This window comes from Mesorhizobium sp. M1406 (assembly GCF_040317555.1).
In the GTDB taxonomy this organism is placed as follows: Bacteria; Pseudomonadota; Alphaproteobacteria; order Rhizobiales; family Rhizobiaceae; genus Mesorhizobium.
Genome location: NZ_JAMYKW010000003.1, coordinates 33,354 through 56,276 on the forward strand (window position 1 = coordinate 33,354; position 22,923 = coordinate 56,276).

Annotated in this window: 24 protein-coding genes and 2 tRNA genes; 6 read left to right on the top strand and 20 right to left on the bottom strand. The window is 63.7% G+C overall.

The window, feature by feature from the left end:
- Position 1: 1 nt before the first annotated feature.
- The 5 genes from NKH03_RS04110 to NKH03_RS04130 all read right to left on the bottom strand — a co-directional run bounded on the left by NKH03_RS04110 (position 2) and on the right by NKH03_RS04130 (position 3,315).
- Positions 2 to 1,228 carry an anion transporter gene (locus NKH03_RS04110; protein WP_352967243.1) on the bottom strand — a complete coding sequence of 409 codons (1,227 nt, stop codon included), beginning with the start codon at positions 1,226 to 1,228 and terminating at the stop codon, positions 2 to 4.
- A gap of 205 nt (positions 1,229 to 1,433) precedes the next feature.
- On the bottom strand, positions 1,434 to 2,222 hold the full coding sequence (locus NKH03_RS04115) for a GGDEF domain-containing protein (protein WP_352967244.1): 789 nt from the start codon (positions 2,220 to 2,222) through the stop codon (positions 1,434 to 1,436).
- A gap of 158 nt (positions 2,223 to 2,380) precedes the next feature.
- On the bottom strand, positions 2,381 to 2,605 hold the full coding sequence (locus NKH03_RS04120; RefSeq protein ID WP_352868015.1) for a hypothetical protein: 225 nt from the start codon (positions 2,603 to 2,605) through the stop codon (positions 2,381 to 2,383).
- 281 nt (positions 2,606 to 2,886) lie between these two features.
- Positions 2,887 to 2,963 (bottom strand) — tRNA-Arg (locus NKH03_RS04125).
- Positions 2,964 to 3,009: 46 nt separating this feature from the next.
- Entirely contained in the window at positions 3,010 to 3,315 is a 306-nt protein-coding gene (locus tag NKH03_RS04130; RefSeq protein ID WP_056587179.1) for an ETC complex I subunit, read from the bottom strand.
- Positions 3,316 to 3,439: 124 nt separating this feature from the next.
- Between NKH03_RS04130 and NKH03_RS04135 the strand changes: the two genes are divergently transcribed.
- Positions 3,440 to 3,516, top strand: a tRNA-Pro gene (locus NKH03_RS04135).
- Positions 3,517 to 3,570: 54 nt separating this feature from the next.
- Here the strand turns inward: NKH03_RS04135 and NKH03_RS04140 are convergent.
- The 6 genes from NKH03_RS04140 to NKH03_RS04165 form a co-directional block, all read right to left on the bottom strand.
- Positions 3,571 to 3,954: a type II toxin-antitoxin system VapC family toxin gene (locus tag NKH03_RS04140; protein WP_352868017.1), complete on the bottom strand. Its 384-nt coding sequence runs from the start codon at positions 3,952 to 3,954 to the stop codon at positions 3,571 to 3,573.
- Positions 3,951 to 4,208 carry a type II toxin-antitoxin system Phd/YefM family antitoxin gene (locus NKH03_RS04145; protein WP_352967245.1) on the bottom strand — a complete coding sequence of 86 codons (258 nt, stop codon included), beginning with the start codon at positions 4,206 to 4,208 and terminating at the stop codon, positions 3,951 to 3,953. The genes NKH03_RS04140 and NKH03_RS04145 overlap by 4 nt, the downstream gene beginning before the upstream one ends.
- A gap of 325 nt (positions 4,209 to 4,533) precedes the next feature.
- Positions 4,534 to 5,238: a DnaA regulatory inactivator HdaA gene (gene hdaA / locus NKH03_RS04150; protein WP_352967246.1), complete on the bottom strand. Its 705-nt coding sequence runs from the start codon at positions 5,236 to 5,238 to the stop codon at positions 4,534 to 4,536.
- A gap of 1 nt (position 5,239) precedes the next feature.
- Entirely contained in the window at positions 5,240 to 6,448 is a 1,209-nt protein-coding gene (locus NKH03_RS04155; RefSeq protein WP_352868023.1) for an AI-2E family transporter, read from the bottom strand.
- A complete protein-coding gene (locus tag NKH03_RS04160; RefSeq protein WP_352967247.1) occupies positions 6,420 to 6,977 on the bottom strand; it encodes a CDP-alcohol phosphatidyltransferase family protein in 558 nt (185 codons plus the stop codon). Before NKH03_RS04160 ends, NKH03_RS04155 begins: the two co-directional genes overlap by 29 nt.
- A gap of 207 nt (positions 6,978 to 7,184) precedes the next feature.
- Positions 7,185 to 8,174: a methyltransferase gene (locus NKH03_RS04165; RefSeq protein ID WP_352967248.1), complete on the bottom strand. Its 990-nt coding sequence runs from the start codon at positions 8,172 to 8,174 to the stop codon at positions 7,185 to 7,187.
- A gap of 249 nt (positions 8,175 to 8,423) precedes the next feature.
- Between NKH03_RS04165 and purM the strand changes: the two genes are divergently transcribed.
- Genes purM through NKH03_RS04180 form a run of 3 tightly spaced genes read left to right on the top strand, consistent with a single transcriptional unit; the run spans position 8,424 to position 10,768 of the window.
- Positions 8,424 to 9,533, top strand: coding sequence for a phosphoribosylformylglycinamidine cyclo-ligase (gene purM, locus NKH03_RS04170; RefSeq protein WP_352967249.1), 1,110 nt, complete (start codon positions 8,424 to 8,426; stop codon positions 9,531 to 9,533).
- Positions 9,530 to 10,243 (top strand): phosphoribosylglycinamide formyltransferase, encoded by a 714-nt coding sequence (gene purN / locus NKH03_RS04175; RefSeq protein WP_352967251.1) that lies wholly within the window; start codon positions 9,530 to 9,532, stop codon positions 10,241 to 10,243. The genes purM and purN overlap by 4 nt, the downstream gene beginning before the upstream one ends.
- 15 nt (positions 10,244 to 10,258) lie before the next feature.
- The gene (locus tag NKH03_RS04180; protein WP_352967252.1) at positions 10,259 to 10,768 is read left to right on the top strand and encodes a SixA phosphatase family protein; all 510 of its coding nucleotides are present in this window, start codon (positions 10,259 to 10,261) and stop codon (positions 10,766 to 10,768) included.
- Positions 10,769 to 10,976: 208 nt separating this feature from the next.
- Here the strand turns inward: NKH03_RS04180 and NKH03_RS04185 are convergent, their stop codons facing one another.
- Entirely contained in the window at positions 10,977 to 11,219 is a 243-nt protein-coding gene (locus NKH03_RS04185; protein ID WP_352882590.1) for a DUF680 domain-containing protein, read from the bottom strand.
- 469 nt (positions 11,220 to 11,688) lie between these two features.
- On the opposite strand from NKH03_RS04185, the gene NKH03_RS04190 reads away from it, so the two are divergent.
- Both NKH03_RS04190 and NKH03_RS04195 read left to right on the top strand, forming a co-directional pair.
- Positions 11,689 to 12,366: a response regulator gene (locus tag NKH03_RS04190; protein ID WP_352868038.1), complete on the top strand. Its 678-nt coding sequence runs from the start codon at positions 11,689 to 11,691 to the stop codon at positions 12,364 to 12,366.
- Positions 12,363 to 13,715 (top strand): sensor histidine kinase, encoded by a 1,353-nt coding sequence (locus tag NKH03_RS04195; protein ID WP_352967253.1) that lies wholly within the window; start codon positions 12,363 to 12,365, stop codon positions 13,713 to 13,715. The genes NKH03_RS04190 and NKH03_RS04195 overlap by 4 nt, the downstream gene beginning before the upstream one ends.
- A gap of 20 nt (positions 13,716 to 13,735) precedes the next feature.
- Here the strand turns inward: NKH03_RS04195 and NKH03_RS04200 are convergent, their stop codons facing one another.
- The 8 genes from NKH03_RS04200 to NKH03_RS04235 all read right to left on the bottom strand — a co-directional run bounded on the left by NKH03_RS04200 (position 13,736) and on the right by NKH03_RS04235 (position 22,783).
- Positions 13,736 to 14,614 carry an ABC transporter permease gene (locus NKH03_RS04200; RefSeq protein WP_352967254.1) on the bottom strand — a complete coding sequence of 293 codons (879 nt, stop codon included), beginning with the start codon at positions 14,612 to 14,614 and terminating at the stop codon, positions 13,736 to 13,738.
- Between the two features lie 100 nt (positions 14,615 to 14,714).
- Positions 14,715 to 15,569 carry an ABC transporter ATP-binding protein gene (locus NKH03_RS04205; RefSeq protein WP_352967256.1) on the bottom strand — a complete coding sequence of 285 codons (855 nt, stop codon included), beginning with the start codon at positions 15,567 to 15,569 and terminating at the stop codon, positions 14,715 to 14,717.
- Positions 15,570 to 15,730: 161 nt separating this feature from the next.
- The gene (locus NKH03_RS04210; protein WP_502913485.1) at positions 15,731 to 16,717 is read right to left on the bottom strand and encodes an ABC transporter substrate-binding protein; all 987 of its coding nucleotides are present in this window, start codon (positions 16,715 to 16,717) and stop codon (positions 15,731 to 15,733) included.
- Positions 16,718 to 16,919: 202 nt separating this feature from the next.
- Positions 16,920 to 17,699, bottom strand: a complete 780-nt coding sequence (gene dapB, locus NKH03_RS04215; RefSeq protein WP_352967257.1) for a 4-hydroxy-tetrahydrodipicolinate reductase — start codon at positions 17,697 to 17,699, stop codon at positions 16,920 to 16,922.
- A gap of 16 nt (positions 17,700 to 17,715) precedes the next feature.
- Positions 17,716 to 19,809, bottom strand: a complete 2,094-nt coding sequence (locus NKH03_RS04220) for an ATP-dependent helicase (RefSeq protein ID WP_352967258.1) — start codon at positions 19,807 to 19,809, stop codon at positions 17,716 to 17,718.
- 84 nt (positions 19,810 to 19,893) lie between these two features.
- Positions 19,894 to 20,067 (bottom strand): hypothetical protein, encoded by a 174-nt coding sequence (locus tag NKH03_RS04225; RefSeq protein ID WP_352868052.1) that lies wholly within the window; start codon positions 20,065 to 20,067, stop codon positions 19,894 to 19,896.
- 387 nt (positions 20,068 to 20,454) lie between these two features.
- Positions 20,455 to 20,601 (bottom strand): arginase family protein, encoded by a 147-nt coding sequence (locus tag NKH03_RS04230; RefSeq protein ID WP_352967259.1) that lies wholly within the window; start codon positions 20,599 to 20,601, stop codon positions 20,455 to 20,457.
- Positions 20,602 to 20,674: 73 nt separating this feature from the next.
- On the bottom strand, positions 20,675 to 22,783 hold the full coding sequence (locus tag NKH03_RS04235; RefSeq protein WP_352967260.1) for a molybdopterin-containing oxidoreductase family protein: 2,109 nt from the start codon (positions 22,781 to 22,783) through the stop codon (positions 20,675 to 20,677).
- Between the last annotated feature and the right edge of the window lie 140 nt (positions 22,784 to 22,923).

Sequence of the window (22,923 nt, forward strand, 5' to 3'; positions counted from 1 at the left end):
TCTAGAACCCAAGCGCCAGCCATGCGGTGCCGGCCGCCAGCGTTATCAGCGTCAAGGGCAAGCCTACCTTGAAGAAGGCGCCGAATGACAGCGGCGTGCCGGCGGCCCGTGCCTGTTCGGCGACGATCAAATTGGCGACCGAGCCAAGCAGCGTGAAATTGCCGGCCAGCGTCGAGCTCATGGCGACCACCAGCCAGGCGCGCTCGGGGTTTTCGAGGCCGGGAATGAAAGGCCGCAGCGCCAGCACTGCCGGGACATTGCTCATGATGTTGGAGAGCACCGCGGTGAAGCCCGACAGGCGCCAGACATCGTCCAGCCCGAGGTTCTTTGCCGAGGCGATCATGTCTGATGTAAGCAGCGTCTTTTCGGCGCCGGCGACCACAATGAACAGGCCGGCGAACATGAACAGCAGCGGACCGTCGATCTCGCGGTAGATGCGTTCCGGCTTGATGGCGCGGGTGAGCAAGAGGATCGCGCCGCCGACGAGTGCCGCCTTGGCGACGGGCACACCAGCGAAGAAGGCAATTGCCAGTCCGATGCACACCACCACCGCCTTCAGCACCTGCCGCTTGTGCATGCGGCCACGCGAGACCTCGGGCGTCAATTGGACCTTACGGGCGAATTCGGCCCGGTAGACGACGCGGATGATGACAACGACCGCGACGAGGCCGAACAGAGCAACCGGAGCGAGCGCCGCCGAAAAGGCCGGATAGGAAATGCCCGACAGCGCGCCGATGACCATGTTTTGCGGATTGCCGGTGATGGTGGCGACGCTGCCGCAATTCGACGCGGTGGCGGTGGCGATCAGATAGGGGATCGGGTTGCGCTTGATGACGCGTGTAACGTGGACGACGATCGGCGCCATGACAAGGCAGATGGCGTCGTTGACCAGGAAGGCCGACAGCACGCCGGTCAGCAGCGTCACCATCACCAAAAGCATGAAGGGCGCATGCGCGTGCTCGATGGCGATGGCGCCAAGGCCGCGAAAGGCGCCCGACACTTTCAGATGCGCCACCACGATCATCATGCCGAGCAGAAGCGTGATGGTGTCGAAATTGATCGCCCGGTAGGCGTCCTCCATGCTGAGCGCGCCGATGGCGATCATCGCGGCCCCGCCGAGCAACGCGATCCCCGCCCGGTCAAGGCGCAGGCCGGGGATGCGGCCAATGGCGACACCGGCATAAGTCAGGACAAGGATCAGCAGAGCCGCCGCGCTCATCAATGTCATGCGAAGAAGGCCCTGCTCGATTTCGTCCAGCCCCGGCAGGGCTCCGGACACCACCTTTAGCGTGATGTCGGCAAAGCGAAAGCGCCGTCTACTTCAAAGCCTTCACAAATCAGTGGGCTGTCCGAGTGCCCAAGGTTCTTGTCCGCAATTGTAAAAGGACGCGACGGTTTCTAGGGTGCGATGGCCACCCATGATCGGGCTACTCTCAATGCACCGTAGTGACGCTGGGTTGAGGCACCGGGGCGGCCGCCGCCGGATCGAAGCTGACCTGATCGCGCCCGTTCGACTTGGCCGTGTAAAGCCTTCTGTCTGCAGCGGAGAAGATTTCCTGATAGGTGATCGGGCCGGTAAAACTCGTGCCGCCGATGCTGACGGAAAGCGGGCAAGGTCTGCCACCGGGCGAAAAGTCCATCTCTTTGATACGCCGGCGGATGCTTTCGGCAACCACCCAGGATTGCGAGGGATCCACGCCGGGAAGAAACACGCCGAATTCTTCGCCGCCGATGCGGCCGACAATATCGCCGCCACGCAGTTGCCCTTTGATCGCCTGCGCTATCAGCTTGAGCGCCTGGTCGCCGCAGTCATGGCCCAGGCGGTCGTTGATCAACTTGAAGTGGTCGGCGTCGATGATCAGCAGCGCGCCCGAACGGGTCTGCTCCTGCTTGCGGGTCTGCTCGAGATAGGCCTCGACCAGCATCGAGAAGGCACCACGGTTCAGCACCGCCGTCAGGCTGTCGGTCGCGGCAATGACGCTGAGGTCGCGCTGCGCGATGGCCAACTGGCGGATCTTCCACATGAGGAAAAACAAAAACGAGCCGCCCAGCACCAAAGGCAGCATCAGGTCGGTCATCTGCGCCCGCCACACGGCCTCGCGCGACAGATAGGGGAAATTGAAAGAATCGACGAAGAACGCCACGGCAATGAAGAATGCCGTACCGGCGATGGTCACAGTGATCACCCTGCCCCAACCCGTCGGCGACAGATCAATCCTCATCGCGTTCAACTCCGTTAGTCGCCGCTACCATGACGGACCAACGCAAACAAATTGATAAGACTTTCCCTCCAATTGAATATCGGGCGGCAAGGCAACGGCCGCCGACGGCGGCCGCGCTGGCTCTCGCGATCAGAACTTCGGGCTGATGGAGGGAAATGTCAGCGGTTGGACGCCTGTTCGCCCAGCGTCTCGACAACGAAGGATGCCGCGATTAGATCGTCGGCATCCAGCCGTAGGGAGCCGTCGCCCGGCCCCATGATGGCGGCGACCTTGTGAAACGTTTTCATCTCATGGTCGGAAATTTCCGCATCCTGCATTCTCGCCCTGAGTTCAGCGATACGCCGCCCCAACGAAGGGGACGTTCCAATTTCACGTTTCGACATAGCCTGGCTTCTCCTCCCCCAACCCGCGCTTGTTTTGCCCCACCCATTCGCCGGCCCGCACATTGCCTTTTTAATAGGCACCGCGAATACAAGGCCCCGAACGCGTTATGAGAGCTAAGGTTCCAACCCTGCCAGATCACGAAATAATTCCGGAGCGCCGCGCCGAATGGGCTGCAAGTCCAGACTGGATTCCCTGCTGCATAGAGTTGCGGCGCTGACAGTCGCTGGATGCCAGGGCTTGCGGCATTGATCAGACCACCGGCACAAGTCTTTGAAATTACTGGCGATCCCGACAGGATTCGAACCTGTGACCATCGGCTTAGAAGGCCGGTGCTCTATCCAGCTGAGCTACGGGACCGCTGGCCGGCCTTTGGGCCGGCTGGATGCTTGACGCTGGCCGCCGTTCAATGCGTCCAGGGCGTTCTGCGGTCATAGCGGAAATTCTCCGCATAGGAAATCTGGCGGCGCTTGGTCTCTTTCGGCTCCTCGACGCGGTAGGCGAGTGCTTCCTTTTCGGCGTAGGCCACCGCCTCTTCGCGCGTATCGAAGGTGAGCCTGATCTGGCTTCTCATGTCTCCCGACGTCGTATAGCCCATCAGCGGGTCGATCTTCTTGCGCATCTCGGGGTCGAATTCCAGCACCCAATAGCCGGTCTTGGCCTTGCCGGACTGCATCGCGGTTTTGGCAGGGCTGAAAATGCGCGCGGACATGGCCACCTCGTTATTGTGCAAGGCAGCATCGCCACCCTTCGACCGTCATTACTGCGCAATGCGCATGGCGGCAAGGTTTTTGCACTTGCCATGCTCCACTGAAATGAATAGGCAACAGACCGTTCGGAGTGTAGCGCAGCCTGGTAGCGCATCTGGTTTGGGACCAGAGGGTCGGGAGTTCGAATCTCTCCACTCCGACCATCCACCATCCCTGGCAATGCAAATGCCCCGGCGATGGTCACCCTGCTCCGGTTCCTAGAGCACACTCTCTATGTCGGTCTTCGAAAAATCGCCGCCGACATAAAGCAGGCGGCAGGCATGCTCCTTCGCCACTTCGTAGGCGAAGCAGTCGCCGAAATTGAGTCCAGCCGGGTGGTTGCCCTCGCCCCATCGAGCATAAGCCTCGGCGATGCGGCGCGCCGAGGCCGGCGTCACCGCCACTATTTCGAAACCAAGTCCGTCGATCAGGCCTGACAACTCTTCACCGACATTGCGTCGTGCCGCGACGATCAAGGCTTCGGCCACGGTGCCGGCGGAGATCAGAACGTCATCCCCGGCTTCGAGGGCGGCGATACACAGGTTCGCATCGGGCTCATCAAGAACAATCGCCATGAGAGCCGAGGTGTCGACCGCGATCATTCGGGCAGGCCATCATCACCATAGAGGAAATCCTGGCTACGGGCAGCGGACGGTCCGGCCTTCGCCTTGGCAGCCCCTGCCGCACGCGCGGCTTCCAGGAGCACCCGGCGGCCCACCCTGTCGGGCATTGCCTTGATGGGGACCAGCCGCACCGCGGCATGGCCGTGACGGGTCAGAATGACCTCGTCGCCCGCTTCCGCACGGCGCACCAACTCGGTCAACTGCCCCTTGGCATCGGTGACAGATACTTGCATTGGTCGCTCCTTATGGACCATTCGATGGTCCATATCTCAGCAGAGAGATAGACCATCGAATGGTCCGCTTCAACAACCGAAGCAATGGAGGCTGATGATTGCCGTTGGGAATGTCCACCGCCGCGGCACCGGCGATCGCTCGATGCATTTGAAGGCAAGCTCGCCGGGCGAGAACCCAAGCGCCTCACTCCCAGGGCCTACAACCTGATTTGGAGGGCAGGCAGGACCGGGGCCAGCCGGCAAACTCATGCAATTACGTCGCACGAAGTGTTTCGCGGTTGCATGGCCGAGCAGGGTTTCGTCTCTCGCTGACCCGGCGGCGCCCTCAAATCTCGAACTCGCCTTGCCCTTCATCCATGGCGCTGATGGTTTCCGCGGCGAGCGTGCGCGTGATCGGCGTCTTGCGCTCGAGCGCGGTGCGATCCAGCCTTTCCACCACGCGCATCGCTGTCGCCAGCGAGCGCTCGATACGGCGCACCAGGTATTGCACGACATGCGGCTCGACCTCGACCTGGCGGTCGGCGAACAGCTTGGTGACGACGCCGGCAAGCAAGAGATCGTCGGGCTCATGGATCTCGACCGTCGCCGCCGCCTTCAGCCGTGAGGAAAGGTCAGGCAGCCTGACACCCCAGGCCGAGGGAAAGCGGCGCGCCGTCAGGAGCAGTGTCGAGCCGGCACCGCGCACCGCGTTGATCAGATGGAACAGGCCATGTTCATCAACCGCTCCGGTATCGACATCGTCGATCAGTGCCGCGCGGGCGCCAAGATTGGCGATGCTCTCACCGATACGCTTGGCGTCGATCGCAACCGCGTTGGCGCGTTTGCGCCATATGGATGCAAGATGTGTCTTGCCCGAACCGGCGGGACCGGCCAGCACCACCACCTGCGAAGGCCAGTCCGGCCAGCGATCGACCAGGGCTACAGCCTGGTTGTTGGTGCCGGAGACGACGAGCTCGTCGCGCGAATAGCCGGTGCCATGGCCGAGATCGAGCGGCAACTGGCGCGGCGGATCGGTTGGCTGGGCAGTCACGTCAGCGACGCGGTTGCGTGCGGTGGCCGCCGCCGCGATCGGCCGGAAGCTGTGGCACAGGCCCCGCGCCGTGACCTTTGTAAAGCGGCGATTCGAGATAGCGGGCTATGGCAAACCGCACCAGCACGGCAACGGCAGCGGAAGCCGGCACCGCGATCAACAAGCCGACGAAGCCGAACAGCGCGCCGAAGGCAAACAGCGAAAACATCAGCCACACCGGATGCAGGCCGACGCTTTTGCCGACCAGCCGCGGCTGCAGGATGTTGCCCTCGATGAACTGGCCGATGAAGAACACCACCGCGACGGCGACGATCATCGTCCAGTCCGGCCAGAACTGAACGAAGGCGACGCCGACGGCCAGCACCAGCCCGGTCAGCGAGCCGACATAGGGAATGAAGGAGATCAGCCCGGCGAACAGGCCGATGAGGATGGCGAAATTTAGCCCGGTCAGCGTCAGCCCGGTGGCATACATGGCCCCCAGCACCAGGCATAGCGTGCCCTGGCCGCGCACGAAGCCGGCAGTGGCGGTGTTGATGTCCTTGGCGATGGCGCGCACCGTCGCAACATTGTCGCGCGGCACCCAGCTGTCGATGACCGCCACCATGCGGTCCCAGTCGAGCAGCATGTAGAAGGCGACCACCGGCGTCACCACGAACAGGCTGACCACCGAGACCAGCGCCACGCCGGAACTCCAGATCGAGGTGAAGACCGTGGTGAGCAGGCCGAAGCCGGAGGTCAGCAGCGAATTCAGCCCGTCGCGCAAGCCATTGGCGTTGACACCGAACTTCTGTTCCAGCCATTTCGGATCGAAAGACGTGATCAGGCTCTGCAGTCGGGTCAGGTATTCCGGCAATTTGCCGGCGAAATCGGCCATCTGCGTCGCCAGCACCGGAATGAGGATGACGAAGGCCAGCACGAGCACGATAAGGAAGGTGATGAGGATGACCACCGTCGCCATGAAGCGCGACAGGCCGAGCCGCTGCAGCCGGTCGGCGACCGGATCGAGGAAATAGGCCAGCACCATGCCGGCGACGAACGGCAGAAGGATGCCTGAGAAGACGTAGAGGAACAGCGCCAGCAGGACGGCGCTGATCAGCCAGAAGCGGATCTGGCGGCGAAACGCCAGGGACGCAGTTTCGCCTGCCGCCGCGGCCTCGGCCGCCGCTTCGATGGATTCTTGATCAGGTGCCCGGTTTGGAGCCTTCGCCATAGCCGCTCATATGCCTCAGCCAAGCCACGAGATAGGCCGCGGCCGAAGCCACGGTCAAGACCCCGGACAGCAATATGAGGCCTGGCCTTAGCGGGTCGAGGTGAACCGACAGGGCAAGTTCGCCGAGCACCACCGAGGCCAGCACGATCTGGATGGCGGTGTTGGCCTTCGACACGAAAAGCGGCTTCATCTCGACCGGATGGGCCATGACGGTGGACAACACAACGGCGCAGACGATCAACGCGTCGCGCGACACCATGGTCACGACGAGCCAGAGCGGCAATTGCCCGATGAAGCCCATGACGACGAAGACCGAAACCAGCAGCAGCTTGTCGGCCATCGGGTCGAGATAGGCGCCGAGCGTTGACTGCTGGTTGAACCGGCGGGCGATAAAACCGTCGACGCCGTCGGAAATGCCGGCAACGAGGAACCCAGCAAAGGCCCAGTCCCAGCGCGCCTGCAGCATTGCCAGCACCACCGCCGGCACCAGAACAAAGCGCAGGATGGTGATCAGATTGGGGATGGTCAAATGCGTGCCTGTTGGGTTTGCTTGCCGATAAATGATGGAGACGAAGGAGGATCGCAAGGGAGAAGCGCCAGACATGGCAAAGGTCTGTGTGAACCCCTATGCCCTGCCGGCCATCTCGACATGCGATGTCCCTAACCTTCACGGAAAAGGTGCGGTCGCTGGACAGCGAAGTACCGCGACCTGGGCTCGCGGCGACAACTTCTTTGGTCAGACCGCAGATGCCTCAAGGATGGAAATGGGTCCTTGGGTCTGAATCACTCGTTCAAGGCGTAGCCCAGCGACGTCGAACAAGCTTGCATATTGGACCCGCGTTCTTTCCAGGCCGCCGGTGACGGCGAGCATGACCACGTCGATACCCTTGATCTGGTTCGGTTCGTCACCTGGCGGCACGAGCGTCTCGGCCACAAGCACCTTGCCGTCCGGCAGCATTGCCTTGCGGCAATTCCGCAGGATCTCCACGGCACGCCCATCATCCCAATCGTGAACGACCTTCTTGATGACGTAGACGTCCCCGGTGGGAACACTTTCAAAGAAATTACCGGCGACAAATTCGGTACGCGGCAGGTCGCCTCCGGCACCCTGACGTGCTGCCGCGACGCCCGAAGGCAGATCGAAAAGCACGCCGTCCAGATGAGGGTTGCGAGCCAGGATCGCCGAGAGAAGCTGGCCATGTCCGCCGCCAACGTCGACGATCCGCGTGAACGGCTTGAAATCATAGGCTTCGGCAACGGCCTCGTTACTGCCCTGGCTCAGGGCGACCATGGCACGCTGAAACAAGGCAGCCTGCTCCGGATGTTCCGACAGCCAGTCAAACCTTGGGCTCCCGAACACCTTGTCGAAGGCCGGCTTTCCGGTGCGGACAGAATGCAGCAGCTGCTCGAAGGCAAGATAGGCCTCGCTGTTGATCATACGGATGAAGTCACGGGGACCCGGCCGATCGGAGCGCAGCACCGCACCAACCTCCGTCAACTCGAAATGACGGGGCAGCACTTCCCTAAACACCCCTTCAGGCGCGAGAAGTCGCATTACACGATAAAGCGAGTCAGCATCCGATTGAGTGGCAGCCGCCAGTTCATCTACCGACCGCTCGCTGGCAGCCAGGAGATCGGGGATGCCGAGTTCGATAATGACGCGCAGCGCCTGTGACACGGCGAATCCGAAGCCTAGTCTCATGATCTGTTGCGAAGGATTGAGCATGGCTTGTCCCCCAATGCCTGATGCATGGCAACAGAGCACCAACAACAACTACATACAAGGATGCAAAGGGGTGAGGCGAAAATGGAGACGCGAGGTTTTGCCTCCGATGAGAAACGAGGGCGGAGGAGATTTTGCACAAGGGGCGCCATCGCCTCGTTTTTATCGGGGTAAAAGCCAACCATTCTGTCGTCATCCTTGCGAGGCGCAGCCGTTCATGCGAAGAGCCCGCAAACGAGCAGGAAAATTGCGATGAGCAAGCGCGACACAAGCCAGCCCGAAACGGGCCAGCCCAAAACGAGCAAGCGCAGGAACGGGCTCACCTATGCCGAGGCCGGCGTCGATATCGACGCGGGCAATCTCATGGTCGAGAAGATCAAGCCGCTGGTGCGCGCGACGCGCCGGCCGGGCGCCGACGGCGAGATCGGCGGCTTCGGCGGCCTGTTCGACCTCAAGGCCGCCGGCTTCACGGATCCGGTGCTGGTGGCGGCCAATGACGGCGTCGGCACCAAGCTCAAGATCGCCATCGATGCCGGCAAGCACGACACGATCGGTATCGATCTCGTCGCCATGTGCGTCAACGACATCGTCGTTCAAGGTGCCGAACCGCTGTTCTTCCTCGACTATTTCGCCACCGGCAAGCTCGATCCCGATCAGGGTGCCGCGATCGTCGGCGGCATCGCCGAGGGCTGCCGCCAGGCCGGCTGCGCGCTGATCGGCGGCGAGACGGCCGAGATGCCCGGCATGTATCATGGCAACGACTACGACCTTGCCGGCTTCGCGGTGGGCGCGGCGGAACGCGGCCAGCTCTTGCCCACCGACGACATCGTCGAGGGCGACGTGCTGCTGGGCCTCGCTTCCTCGGGCCTGCATTCGAACGGATATTCGCTGGTGCGCCGCATCGTCGCCGTCAGCGGCCTGGCCTGGGGCGATCCGGCGCCGTTCAACGACGAGGCCACCCTGGCAGAGGCGCTGCTCGAGCCGACCCGCATCTACGTCAAGTCGATCCTCAAGGCCATCCGCAACACGCATGGCATCAAGGCGCTCGCCCACATCACCGGCGGCGGCTTCCCGGAAAACATTCCGCGCGTGCTGCCCAAGGATTTTTCGGCCGAGCTCGACCTCGAGGTGATCGACGTCCCTCCAGTGTTCTCGTGGCTGGCCAAGATCGGTGGCGTCGCGCCGGAAGAGATGATGCGCACCTTCAATTGCGGCATCGGCATGATTTTGGCGGTCGCGTCCGGCCAGGCGGCGCAGGTCGCCGCCGTGCTGCAGGAGGCCGGCGAGACGGTGACGCCGATCGGCCGCATCGTGCCGCGCCGAGATGCCGGCGTGATCTATCGGGGCTCGATCAGCCTATGAGCGTACAGAGGAAACGTACCGTTGTCCTGATCTCGGGGCGCGGCTCCAACATGACCGCGCTGATCGCGGCGGCCAGCGATCCGGCCTTCCCGGCCGAGATCGTCGGCGTCATTTCCGACAACGCCGACGCCGCCGGCCTCGGCATAGCCAGGGCGCGCGGCATCGCCACGCAGGTCATCTCGCGCGCCGACCATGGCAGCAAGCAGGCGCATGATGCCGCCATCGACGCGGCGCTCGTGGCATTCAATGCCGAGATCGTGGCGCTGGCCGGCTACATGCGCATCCTCACCCCCGGCTTCGTCCAGAAATGGCAGGGCCGCATGATCAACATCCACCCTGCCCTGCTGCCGGCTTTCAAGGGGCTCGATACTCATGCGCGCGCACTCGCCGCCGGGGTGCGCATCCATGGCTGCACCGTGCATTTCGTCACCTCCGAGATGGATGACGGCCCGATCATCGCCCAGGCGGCCGTGCCGGTGATGGTTGGCGACAATGCGGATACATTGGCTGCCCGCGTGCTGAAGACCGAGCACCGGCTCTATCCGCTGGCGCTGGGGCTGGTCGCCGAAGGCAAGGCGCGCATGGAGGCCGGCCGCACCATACTCGCCCACTTTGCCGACGATGCCGACAACAGCACCTCGGTGGTGATGGCCCCCGACCCGCTGCGCGAGGAAGCCGACCTCGAGCACCTGGCGCGCATCACGCCGTGAGCCGAGAGCGTGGCGATGAAACAGCTTCTCCTGCTTCGCCACGCCAAATCGAGTTGGGACGATCCGGCACTCGATGATTTCGACCGTCCACTCACCGACCGCGGATTGAAGGCGGCACACTTGATGGGGCGCGAGCTGGCGGCGCGCGACTGGCTGCCGGAACTGGCGCTGGTGTCGCCGGCACTGCGCGCCCGCGACACCTGGCGGCTGGTGGCGGCGGAACTGCCTGCCCATGCCCAGGTCGCACTCCCCGACGCGCTCTACGACGCTTCGGCGGCGGATATTCTAAGCCAGATTCATCAGGTCGACCCGTCGGGCGGCAGCTTGCTCGTGATCGGCCACAATCCGGGCTTGGAAGATCTGGCCAACCAGCTTGCCGGGCCACGGTCGGAGGCCAAGGCGCGCAAGAAGCTCGAGGAAAAATTCCCGACGGCAGCCCTCGCGCGCTTCGTCTTCGAGGGCGACTGGTCGGGTCTGTCCTGCGCCCGGCTGACACATTGTCTGCGGCCGAAGGATCTGGGCTAGGATCCAGGCGCGGCAGACCAAGCCTGCCATGCAGCGGACCCCGGCCAATCCGATTTTATTTTTGGGCGAGAACTGTTTGTTGCCGACGGCGAGGATTGGCTGCTTGAACCAGCGCCCCCGGCTGGCGCTACTCCGCGCAAAAAACAAGAGCGGCGGGCCAAGCCCACCGCTCTTTGTAGTCAGACTTGGTAGTCAAGACTAGCCTAGATTAGCGGCCCCAGATGCCTTGGCCAGACTCAGCCGGCACCTTGGCGTTGGCGTCGCCCTGTGCCTTCGAGGGCTTCAGGATGGAGCCGGTGTGCGAGGTGTCGATGTTGAAAGTCGACTGGCTCGAAGGCGACTGGTTGGGAACCGGCTGGTTGGCATTGTAAGAGCCGTAATTGTCGCTGCCGGCAAAAGCAGTGCCCGTGGCGACGAGCATGGCGGCGGCGGTAAGAGCGATCTTGGTCATTTTGCTTACTCCAGTATTTCTTTGTTCTGTCCGTCTAGTGGCGTGCCCTTGGGAGGAATTTCGCGTCGCTCGGACCACCCCGAGATGGGTTTGCCCCGCCACGGATTCCAATCACGAAGATGTTCCACGGATCGTGCGATTTCAGCCCTTGAAATTCGACAAACAGCCTCCGCGGTCATAATTTTATTCATCAAAATCAGATTGTTGGCAGAAACCCCCACCGCCGGGCGCGACCGTTCACCGAGCCGGCGTTCACCACATGCTGCACGGTCCGTCAACAGAAGACGAACCGACCGGTTCGATTTGTGCGAAGGCGCCGCCGCCTGAACCTCGGGATCTCCAGCATTTGCCTTGCGGATGGATCGATATTATCGCTGGTGCACGATCATCAATCGGGCGCGACCTGGCTGTGCCAGTCGAAGAAACGGATGGAAATCCGGGTGAACCGCACCCCAGGACAGCGATAGAGATGCGGCTGCTGCTCGTCGAAGACAATCGCGACCTGGCCGACTGGCTGGGCAAGACCCTGCGTCAGGCGAACTATGTGGTGGACGTCGTCCATGATGGCGAGGATGTCGAGCATGCCCTGGCCGCCGGCGACCACGCGCTTGTCATCCTCGACCTGGCATTGCCGCGCATGGGCGGGCTAGAGGTGCTGCGCATGTTGCGGGCGCGCGGCAACCGTGTGCCGGTGATCGTGCTGACCGCCAATGCCAGCCTCGACGGCCGCGTCAAGGGCCTCAATGAAGGCGCTGACGACTATCTGGCAAAGCCGTTCCAGATCGAGGAGCTGGAGGCTCGCATCCGCGTGCAGTTGCGTCGCGCCAATGATCGCACCGCGCCCGTCGTTGCCTGCGGCGATCTCGTCTTCGACACCAATACCCGGCTGTTTTCGCTCGCTGGCGAGACGTTGGCGCTGACGCCGCGCGAACACGCAGTGCTGGAGCAATTGATGGTCAAGGCCGGGCGCACGGTGAGCAAGGCGGCGTTGTCGGCCGCGATCTATGATTTCGAGACCGACGCCGACCCCAGCGCCATCGAGATCTATGTGCACCGTGTACGCAAGAAGCTCGAAGGATCTCGTGTCCAGATCGCCACCTTGCGTGGCCTCGGCTATCTCTTGCGTCATGACGATTTGGCGCCATGAGGACCAGCAGCCTCCGTTTGCAGTTGCTGGCCTGGGTGGTGCTGCCGCTCGCCGGGCTCGCCACCATCAACCTGTGGACCAGCCACCGCAGCGCGCAGGCGACCGCCGATCTGGTCACGGACCGGATGCTGTTGGGTTCGGCGCGCGCCATCGCCGAGCAGGTCGCCATCGTCGACGGCGTGCTCGACGCCACGGTGCCGCCGGCGGCGATCGAGATGTTCGACACCGGCGATCGCGACAGCGTCTATTATCGTGTCGAGACGGCTGGCGGGCGTTTGCTGACCGGCTACCCCGACCTGCCCGAGGTTCCGAGGCAGCCCAGCATGGAAGCGGTCTATCGCGACCACGCGCTGCGGTTGCTGACATTCAGCCATGCGGTGGTCGGCGCCGGCGCTGACTCGCCAATATCCGTCACCGTTGGTGTCACGCTGGCCGGGCATGATGCCATGGTGAAACGGCTGTGGCTCAGCGCCTTTGCCCAGCAACTGGCGCTGGTGGCCATTGCCGGCATCTTCGTGCTGCTTGGCCTGCGTCGCGGCCTGGCACCGCTGATCCGGCTGCGCGACGCGGTGCGCTCTCCAGGCCGCAGCGATCTCGATCCGGTCGAAGTGCCGGGGGCGCAAAGCGAGATTCAGCCGCTGATCGATGCGTTGAACGCCTACATGGAGCGGGTGCGCGCGCAGATGGCGGCGCAACGCCGCTTCATCGCGAACGCGGCGCACCAGTTGCGCACACCGCTGGCGCTGCTGTCGACACAGGCGAGCTACGCGCTTCGCGAAAGTGCTGCGGAGGCGCGACAGGAAGCCCTGGTGGCGCTGCAGGCAAGCTCCGGCAAGCTGGCGCGGCTGGCCGAACAGTTGCTGACGCTATCGCGAGCCGAACCCGGTAGCCGGCGGCCGCGCGCCGACCGCATCGACCTGACCGACGCCGCCCGGCACGTGCTGGAAACCCAGGCGCCGGCGGCGATCGCTCGCAGGATCGATCTCGGCCTCGAGGAGGCTGGCCCCGTACCGGTCATCGGCGACGGCACCATGCTGCGCGAGATGATCGTCAATCTTGTCGACAATGCGCTTCGCTACTCGGCAGCCGGCGGCAGCGTCACGGTGAAGCTGGCGGTCATCGACGGCAAAGCCGTGCTGACGGTCGCCGATGATGGGCCCGGCATTCCGGCGGACGAGCGAGACCATGTGTTCGAACGCTTCTACCGCATTGCCGGTTCGACCGAGGAAGGCAGCGGGCTTGGCCTCGCCATCGTACGCGAGGTCGTCGAAAATGCCGGCGGACGCGTCACCCTTGGAGATGGCGCGACCGGTGGCCTGGTGGTTGAGGTAAAGTTGCCTTTGGCCTGATCGCGGCATGCCGAAGTGGATCAGGTCCCCTGCTCGTTGAACGGCGCCGGCCGCCATTTGACGACATAGTTCTCGAAGCGGGTGATGATGAACTCCACCACCAGCGCCATCACCGCCAGGATGATCATGGCGGCAAAGACACCATTGGCGTTGAAGGCGCCCTGCGCCGTCGAGATCAGCAGGCCCATGCCTTGCTTGGCGCCGAGGAATTCGCCGACCACCGCGCCGACCAGGGCAAAGCCGAAGCTGACATGCAGGCTGGCCAGGATCCAGCTCATCGCCGACGGGATGATGACGGTGCGGGTGATCTGGAATGGCGAAGCGCCGAGGATCTGGGCGTTGGCGATCATCGCCCGGTCGGCCTCGCGCACGCCCTGGAAGGCGTTGGCGAAAACGACGAAGAACACCATTACCACGGCGAGCGCCACCTTGGAGGCCATGCCGAGGCCGAGCGCGATGATGAACACCGAGCCCAGCACGACGCGCGGCACCGAGTTGGCGATCTTGATGTAGATCGAAAAGACGTCCGCCAGCAGCCGGTTGCGGCCGAGGATGATGCCCGCGGCGATGCCTCCGACGGCGCCGATGACGAAGCCGAGGAAGGTTTCCTCGAGTGTCACATAGATCTGCACCCAGAGCGGCCCTTGCGACGTGCCCTCGGTGACCCACACCCAGATCTGGTCCCAGATACCGGACGGGCTGGCGAAGAAGAACGGATCGATGATGTCGTGGTCGGCGCCGAGTTCCCATAGGCCGAGGAAGACGACCAGGATAGCCAGGCGCAGGCCGATGACCAGCGCATGCCGGCGGCGCAGCCGTGCTTTCGCCCGGCCTTCGGCAACGGCGATGGAGGCATCGCGGACGGCGGCCTGGGAAGTGGTGGGAGATATGGCGGTCATGGCAGCGTCTCCTCTCAGAGCAATTCCAGGAAAAGTGCCAAGCGGTTTTCCGTCCGGAATTGCGAAAAACAAAACCATTGGAGCGGGTCGGCGACCCGCTTCAATGGCCGGTTTGCAAGGTGCGGCTCTGGCCGAGCTGCACTTCCTCGCGCAGGTCGTTCCAGATCACCTTGGCGATCTCGACGAATTTCGGGTCGTAGCGAATGTCGGCCATGACGCGCGGACGCGGCAGGTCGATGTGGTAGACGCTCTTGACCGTGCCCGGCCCGGCCGTCAGCACATAGACCTTATCGGCCAGTGCCACTGCCTCCTCCAGGTCGTGAGTGACGAACACGACGGAAGACTTCTGCTGCGACCACAGACCCAGCAGCTCGTCCTGCATGGCGGTGCGCGTCTGCATGTCGAGCGCGCTGAACGGCTCGTCCATCAGCAGGATCTTGGGCTGGTTGATGAAGGTCTGGGCGAGCGCGACGCGCTTGCGCATGCCGCCGGACAGCTGGTGCGGATAGTGCTTTTCGAAGCGGCCGAGGCCGACACGGGCGATCCAGTCACGCGCCCGCTCATAGGCCTGCGCCTTTGGCATGCCGCGATAGAGCGGGCCGGCGGCGACATTGTCGATGACGCAGCGCCAGGGAAACAGCGCGTCAGCCTGGAAGACGAAGCCAATGTCGCGGCTGATATCGGTGACGGGACTGCCCATGACACGGACATCGCCGGTCGTCGGGCGCAGCAGCCCGGTGACGAGATTGAGCGTCGTCGACTTGCCGCAGCCGGTCGGCCCGACGACGCAAGCGAATTCGCCGCGCGCCACTGTCATGGTGAAATCGCGGATCGCCGTCATCATGTGGCCGTCCGGCGTGACGAAGCGCAATGTCACGTCGTCGATGGCGATCGCGGCGTCAGCTGGCGGCGCGGCCTGAGACAGCCTCTTGGCCGCCATGGGTTGCAGTTGCATGGCACACTCCTGTCGCAATGGGGCAAGGGAGCCCACGGCGCGGCCGCGGGTCTCCTGGTGGTCCGGCAAGGGCCGTGCCGCTGCCGGTTACATTCAAGCAAGCGGCGCAAGCCGTTGTTCTTCAACGAGCAGAGATGGAAGCCCCTGCCCGTCGGGCGACGCTACTTGGCGGCGTCGACGAACGCCGTCGTGTAGGTCTTCGACAGGTCGATCTGCTTGCCCTGCAGGCTCTTGGAGAATGTCGAGAGGACCTTGAGCACGGTTGGCGGGCCGTCGGCCGGCATGCGGCCGTCCGGCGTGAACATCGCCTTGCCGCCGGCCAGCCCCTGCACGTAGAGATCCCTGTTGCCGGCGTAGTAGTCCTTCGGCATCTTGTCGGCGATCTCCCCGGCCGAATGCGTGGCGATGAACTTCATCGTCATGACGAAGGCATTGGCGAGCTTCTGTGCCTCATCCTTGTGGTCTTCGAGCCAGGCGGACTGGACGTAGAAGGACGCCGCCGGATAGGGGCCGCCCAGCGCTTCCTTGGTCTTTTCAGGCGTGCGCATGTCGACCAGGACACTGGCCTCACCTGTCTTCAGCAATTGGGAAATCGTCGGCTCGGTGGTCATGCCGGCCTGGATCTGATCCTGCTTGACGGCGGCAATGAAGGTGTTGCCGGCGCCGACCGGCAGCAGCGTATAGTCGCCAGGCTTCAGGCCGTTGCGCACGGCCAGATACTGACTGAGGAAATCGGTCGACGAGCCGAGGCCGGTGACGCCGAGCGTGGCGCCCTTGAAGTCGGCCGGCGATTTGATTTCGGGATGCTTGGCGGAGACCAGCTCGACCTCGCCCGGCGCTTGGCTGAACTGGACGATCGACTGGATGTATTTGCCCTTCGACTGCAGGTCGACGGTGTGGTCGTAAAAACCAACGACGCCCTGCACGGCGCCGGCCAGCAGTTCATTCTCGGCCTCGACGCCGGCGCGCGAGTTGACCAGCTCGACATCGAGCCCCTGGTCCTTGAAGTAGCCGAGCTGCTGGGTGAGCACGGCCGGCAGATAGATTTGCTTCTCCATACCGCCGACGATGATGGTGATCTTGTCGGCCGCCGATGCCGCCGTGGCACTCGTTGCGGCGATGGCCAACGCCAGCGTCGCTGAACGCAAGGCGTACTTCGAGATGATACCTGTCACGAAACTTCCTCCACCTGGGCGGCGCGCCGACAGGCTGCGCCGCATTTCCTCCTCACCGGCCACCAAGGGCCGGTCACGCGGTGAACACCGCGGCCCCGTCATGGCATGCCCAAGCTTTCAGCTGGCTTTCAGCGGTTCGATGAGCGGAATAGATGAAATCGGGCGGGATTGCTCATCACGAGGCGTTGAACCCAAGCACGTCGCGCATGTCATATTCGCCGGGCGGTCGGCCCCTCACCCAGAGTGCGGCGGCGATGGCGCCGCGCGCGAACATGACACGGTCCTGCGCCGAATGCGACAGGGTCACGGTCTCGCCCTCGGCGCAGAAGCCGACGCTGTGTTCGCCGATGATGCTGCCGCCACGCATCACCGCGAAGCCGATCTCGCCGGCTGGACGCGGGCCGGTGACGCCGTCGCGGACCCGCCTTGCGACCGTCTCCAGGTCGATGCCGCGCCCGCCGGCGGCGGCTTGCCCGAGCATCAGCGCCGTCCCCGACGGCGCATCGATCTTGTGGCGATGATGCGCCTCGACAATCTCGACATCCCAGTCGTCGGACTCGAGCGCTTTCGCCGCCCGCTCGACCAGCCCGACCAGCATATTGAGCCCAAGCGAAAAGCTGCCGGAGCGCACGATGGCGATGGTTTTCGCGGCATCGGCGATAGCAGCCAACTCAGCGGCACTGAATCCCGTCGAGCCAATGACCAGGGCCGGCCCGCCTCGCTCGGCGCAAACCCTGGCCAGGTCGGCCGAGGCAGCCGGCGCGGTGAAATCGATCACGACATCGGCCATGGCAAGCGCCTCGTCGCGGCTCACCAGACCTTCGCCGACAATCCCCGACCGGTGGAAACGAGCGGCTAGCGCCAGCCGCGCATCGGCCTGCACGGCGTCAACCATCTGACGACCCATGCGGCCCAGCGCGCCCGCGAGGGCTATCCTGGTCGGTGGTTGGGGCATGGCGCTATCCCAGAAACTATTTCCACATGCCGCGCATGCGCGCGCCGATGTCGACGCGCACCTCCGGCCGGGCCGCCCTGCCCTGCGCCGCTTGCGCGGTCGGCCACGATACCTGTTGGAATGCCGCAAGGATCGAAGCCGGGATGAAGCGGGTGCGCGAAGCATAGAGATGGCGGTCGCCGCGCGCCGCCTGGCCGTGCGGAAAGAAGCGTTGCGGCATGACCAGGTTGAGATTGTCCTTGGCCCGCGTCATCGCCACGTAGAGCAGCCGGCGCTCCTCGTCGATATCTTCCTTGGTGCCGACGCCGAGATCAGCCGGAATGCAGCCGTCGACCGTGTTGAGCACGAAGACATTCTTCCATTCCTGGCCCTTGGCCGAATGGATGGTCGACAGGATCAGATAGTCCTCGTCGCGATGCGGCGGCCCGGCCTGGTCGCTGGTCGCGTCCGGCGGATCGAGCGTCAGTTCGGTGAGAAACCGTTCGCGCGAGGCGTAACCCGACCCGATCTGCTCGAGCTGCAAAAGGTCGGCACGGCGCGTCGTAGCATCCTCGTGGATGCGTTCCAGATGCGGCTCGTACCACAGCCTGATCTGTTCGAGATCGGCAGGCCATTTGGCGCCGGCCCGCAGGCCGGAATAGAGCGAGACGAAGCCCGGCCAGTCATCGGCCGCGCGTTGCGGCGGGCGCCAGCCGGCCAGGCCCATCGCTTCGTCGAGCGCCGTCGTCATCGTCTCGACGATCTGCGCGGCGGCCGAAGGGCCGATGCCCGGCATCAGTTGCAGCACGCGGAAGCCGGCGACGCGGTCGCGCGGGTTTTCGGCAAAGCGCAGCACCGCCAGCACATCCTTGACATGGGCGGCATCGAGGAACTTCAGGCCGCCGAACTTGACGAAGGGGATGTTGCGGCGGGTCAGTTCGATCTCCAGCGGTCCGCTGTGATGCGAGGCGCGAAACAGCACCGCCTGGGATTTCAGTGCCGTGCCGGCCTCGCGCTCGGCCAGGATGGTGTCGCAGACGAAATTGGCCTGCTCGACCTCGTCGCGCACGGTCACCAGTTTTGGTCTGTCGGTTGATTTGCGCTCGGACCACAGGTTTTTGGTGAAGCGCTCCGAGGCCTCGCCGATCACCGCATTGGCGGCGGCCAGAATGGTTTCGGTCGAGCGATAGTTGCGCTCCAGCATCACCACGTCGGCGGCCCGCGCGAACTGTTTTGGGAAGTCGAGGATGTTGCGAACCTCGGCGGCACGGAACGAATAGATCGACTGGGCATCGTCGCCCACCACCGTCAGCCCAGCGCCGTCGGGTTTTAGCGCCAGCAGGATCGAGGACTGCAAGCGGTTGGTGTCCTGATACTCATCGACCAGCACATGGTCGAAACGTCCGCCCAGATGGGCCGCTATTTCAGGTTCGGCCGTCATCTGCGCCCAGTAGAGCAGCAAATCGTCGTAATCGAGCACGTTTTGCGCCTGTTTGGCCTCGACATAACCGGCGAACAGCAGTTTCAGCTGCTCGGCCCAGCCGGCGCACCAGGGAAAGGCAGACCCCAATACTTCGTTAAGCGGCGCCTGCGCATTGACGGCACGCGAATAGATGGCAAGGCAGGTGCCCTTGGTGGGAAAGCGCGCTTCCGTTTTCGAGAAGCCGAGCTCGTGCCGCACCAGGTTCATCAAGTCGGCGGAATCCTCGCGGTCATGAATGGTGAAGGCCGGGTCGAGGCCAATCTCCAGCGCATAGTCGCGCAGCAGCCGCGCGCCAATGCCGTGAAAGGTGCCGGCCCAGGTCAGCGCGTCGGTGATCACCGCGGCGTCGCGGCCGAGCACTTCGCCGGCGATGCGCTCGACGCGCCTGGCCATTTCGGAAGCGGCGCGGCGCGAAAAGGTCATCAACAGGATGCGGCGCGGATCCGCCCCCTTGACGATCAGGTGGGCGACGCGGTGAGCCAGCGTGTTGGTCTTGCCGGAGCCTGCGCCGGCGATGACCAGCAGCGGGCCAGCGATCTGGCCGTCGCCATGCTCGACGGCCTGGCGCTGGGCATCGTTCAGCCGCGCGAGATAGGCAGGCTGGACGGTTGGTTCCCGAAAGGTCGAATCAGCGGCGGCGAGGTTCATCGCCCATCAAGCATCGTTTCTGCTTTGTTCGCAACGTCAATGCGAGGCAGACCGAGCCCCACGGACCGAGGAAACGGATCGCCCCTAGCGCCCGGGATCGACACCCATGGCGGCTGACTGCCGTCGTAAGGCCTCGCGATCATGTTGCGGCGGTGGCAGAAGCAGCGGATCGACTGTATCGGGCACGTCCTCGACCATCTTCCTGGCGATTCGATAGGCGACATAAGCCAAAGCGCCGGCGACAAGCAGACGGAACATGGTTGCAACACTCCATTGGAGCAGGACCAACCGAGGAAACGGCATTTGGTTCCCTTGCCGATCATCGAGGCGCGCGATCAAAGTTCGAGGGCGGCGATGACTTCGATTGCGCTTCCCCGATGCATTCTCAAGGCGCCGCGGGCGGAACTAGGCGTTGCGAGTTTGTGTCCTGCCTCATGCCGCCTGTGGCGTCCGGAGCTGAGGTCACCGTCAGCTCACGCTCCGGTTCGGCAGGCTCTTGGGGAAGAAGGCCGGCGCCGCTTGGGAGGAAGAATGAAGCGCCGGCCAAGCGGATAATTAGGTCCGCCGCACAGCAGAAGGTAGCTGAGTCTTTCCCCGGCGTCATCGGGCGATCGTCTTCGTTAAAAACGTACCCTCGCGGGCCTGTCACCCGTGTGTCTTGACCATCATCCCGGCAATCTCCTTGAGGAGTTTTGCCGCCACGCCGGCGGTCAGATTGGCGATGTCGCGAGACGGGTTTGGTTCAACGATATCGGCGGCCACGATCGAGGCAGAACGGATCGCCGACGACATCAGCTACCGACGAAACCGAAGGAAGGCGGCCGAAATCCTGCCGGTATGATTTGGCGCGAAAGGAACTGAGATCTCAGCCTGCCGCGCGCAGCCAGACCTTGTTGTCGTGGAAGGCGGCACCGCCATAGGGTGCCGGCGCATCGGCGCCGGTCAACACGTTGATGCCTTCGCCACGCTCATGCGCGCTGTTTGGCCAGATGCCTTCGGCGATGACCACGCCGCGCTTGATGCCGTCGAACAGTTTTGCGTGCAGCACGACCTCGCCACGCTGATTGCCGACCTCGACGCGATCGCCGTCGGCCAGTCCATGTGCCGCGGCATCGTCGGGGTGCAGCAAGAGTTCCGGCCGGCCTTCCCTGGCCTTCGATACCGGTGTCTCCGAGAATGTAGAGTTGAGGAAATTGCGCGCCGGCGACGTCGCCAGCCGGAACGGATGCGCCTCGTCGGCGACCTCGATCAGATCGACATGATCAGGGAATTCCGGCAGCCGCTCCACCGGCCCGAACAGCCCCATGCTTCTCGGCGGCCTGTTGGGCGCCGCCTGCCCGGTCCAGTCGGCGCGGAAGCGAAATTTTCCATCCGCATGGCCAAATCCCTTGATGAAATGCGCGGTCTCGAAATCCGGCTGCAGGTCGACCCATTTGTCTTCCTTCAAGCTGTCGAAGCTGCCCAGCCCGCGCTTGCCCAGGATGATGTCGATATGCTGCTGCTCGGTGAGACCAAAACCCGGGCGGTCGGCGACCCCGAGGCGCTCAGCCAATTCCTCGATGACGAAATGGTTGGTGCGCGGCCCTTCCGGTGGCTCGATCAATTTGGGGCCAAGCGTGATGTGCTGATTGCCGCCGCCCTTGTAGACGTCGTCGTGCTCCAGGAACATCGTCGCCGGCAGCACGACATCGGCGAGCTTGGCCGTGTCGGTCATGAACTGCTCATGCACGCAGGTAAACAGGTCGTCACGCATAAAACCCTGCTTCACCAGCCGCTGCTCGGGCGCGACGTTCACCGGGTTGGTGTTCTGGATCAGCATGGCCGTTACCGGCGGGCCGCCATAAAGCGCATCGCTGGCGCCGGTCAACACCGGGCCGATGCGTGAATGGTCGAGATGGCGGATCGAGGGATCGCGCATCTTCGTGCCTTCAAGCACATCCTGGTTGAGCTTGAAGATGCCGGAATTGGAGTGGAAGGCGCCACCGCCCTCATATTGCCAGCTGCCGGTGACAGCCGCGATGCACGACGCGGCATGCATGTTGACGGCGCCATTGCGCTGGCGTGCAAAACCATAGCCGAGCCGGAAATAGGTTTTCTTGGTCGTGCCGACAAGCCGGGCGAAGGCCTCGATCTCGGCGACCGTCAAGCCTGTGATATCAGCCGCCCATTCCGGCGTGCGCGTCCTCAGATGCTCTTCCAACCCTTTTGGGTCGTCGGTGTACTTTTCGAGATAGGGGCGGTCGGCGAGGCTGTCGCGAAACAGCACATGCATGACAGCACACGCCAGCGCGCCATCGGTGCCCGGCTTCAGCACCAGGCCGAGATCGGCCTGCTTCATCGTCGCGTTCTCGTAGACGTCGATGACGACGATCTTGGCACCCCGCTCCTTGCGCGCCTTGATGGCGTGGGTCATGACGTTGACCTGCGTGACCACCGCATTGGTGCCCCAGATCACCACGCAGTCGGACTTGGCCATCTCGCGCGGGTCGGGACCACGCAGCGCGCCTGCCCCCATCATCCAGCCGGTCCATGCCAGGTTGGTGCAGATCGAACCGAAGAAGCCGGAATATTTCTTGGCATGGCGCAGCCGGTCGATGCCATCGCGCTGCACCAGCCCCATCGTGCCGGCATAGTAATAAGGCCAGACCGTCTCCGAGCCGTATTTCTCCTCGGCCACGATGAACTTTTCGGCGACAAGATCGAGTGCTGCCCCCCAGCTCGCTTCCTTCCAGGCGCCGTCGCCCTTGGCGCCAGCTCGGATCAGCGGTTTCAGCAGCCGGTCGGGATGATGGACGCGGTCGGCATAGCGAGCGACCTTGGCGCAGACGACGCCGGCCGTATAGCTGTTGGACTTGGCGCCATGGACGCGACCGATGCGGTTGCCGTCGAGCAGTTCGACCTCGAGCGCGCAGGTCGACGGGCAATCATGCGGACAGGCCGAATGGCCGATTCTGAGCTTGGCGTGCTGGTTCATGGGTGCAAAGTAATTGATTGTGACCGGCGCGTGTAGGGCCAGATAGCGCCTTCCCTTATCCCCCTGTGGGAGAAGGTGGACCGGCGCGCAGCGCCGGGACGGTTGAGGGGTGTTCCAGCGGAGTGAGACGCTGGCGTTCC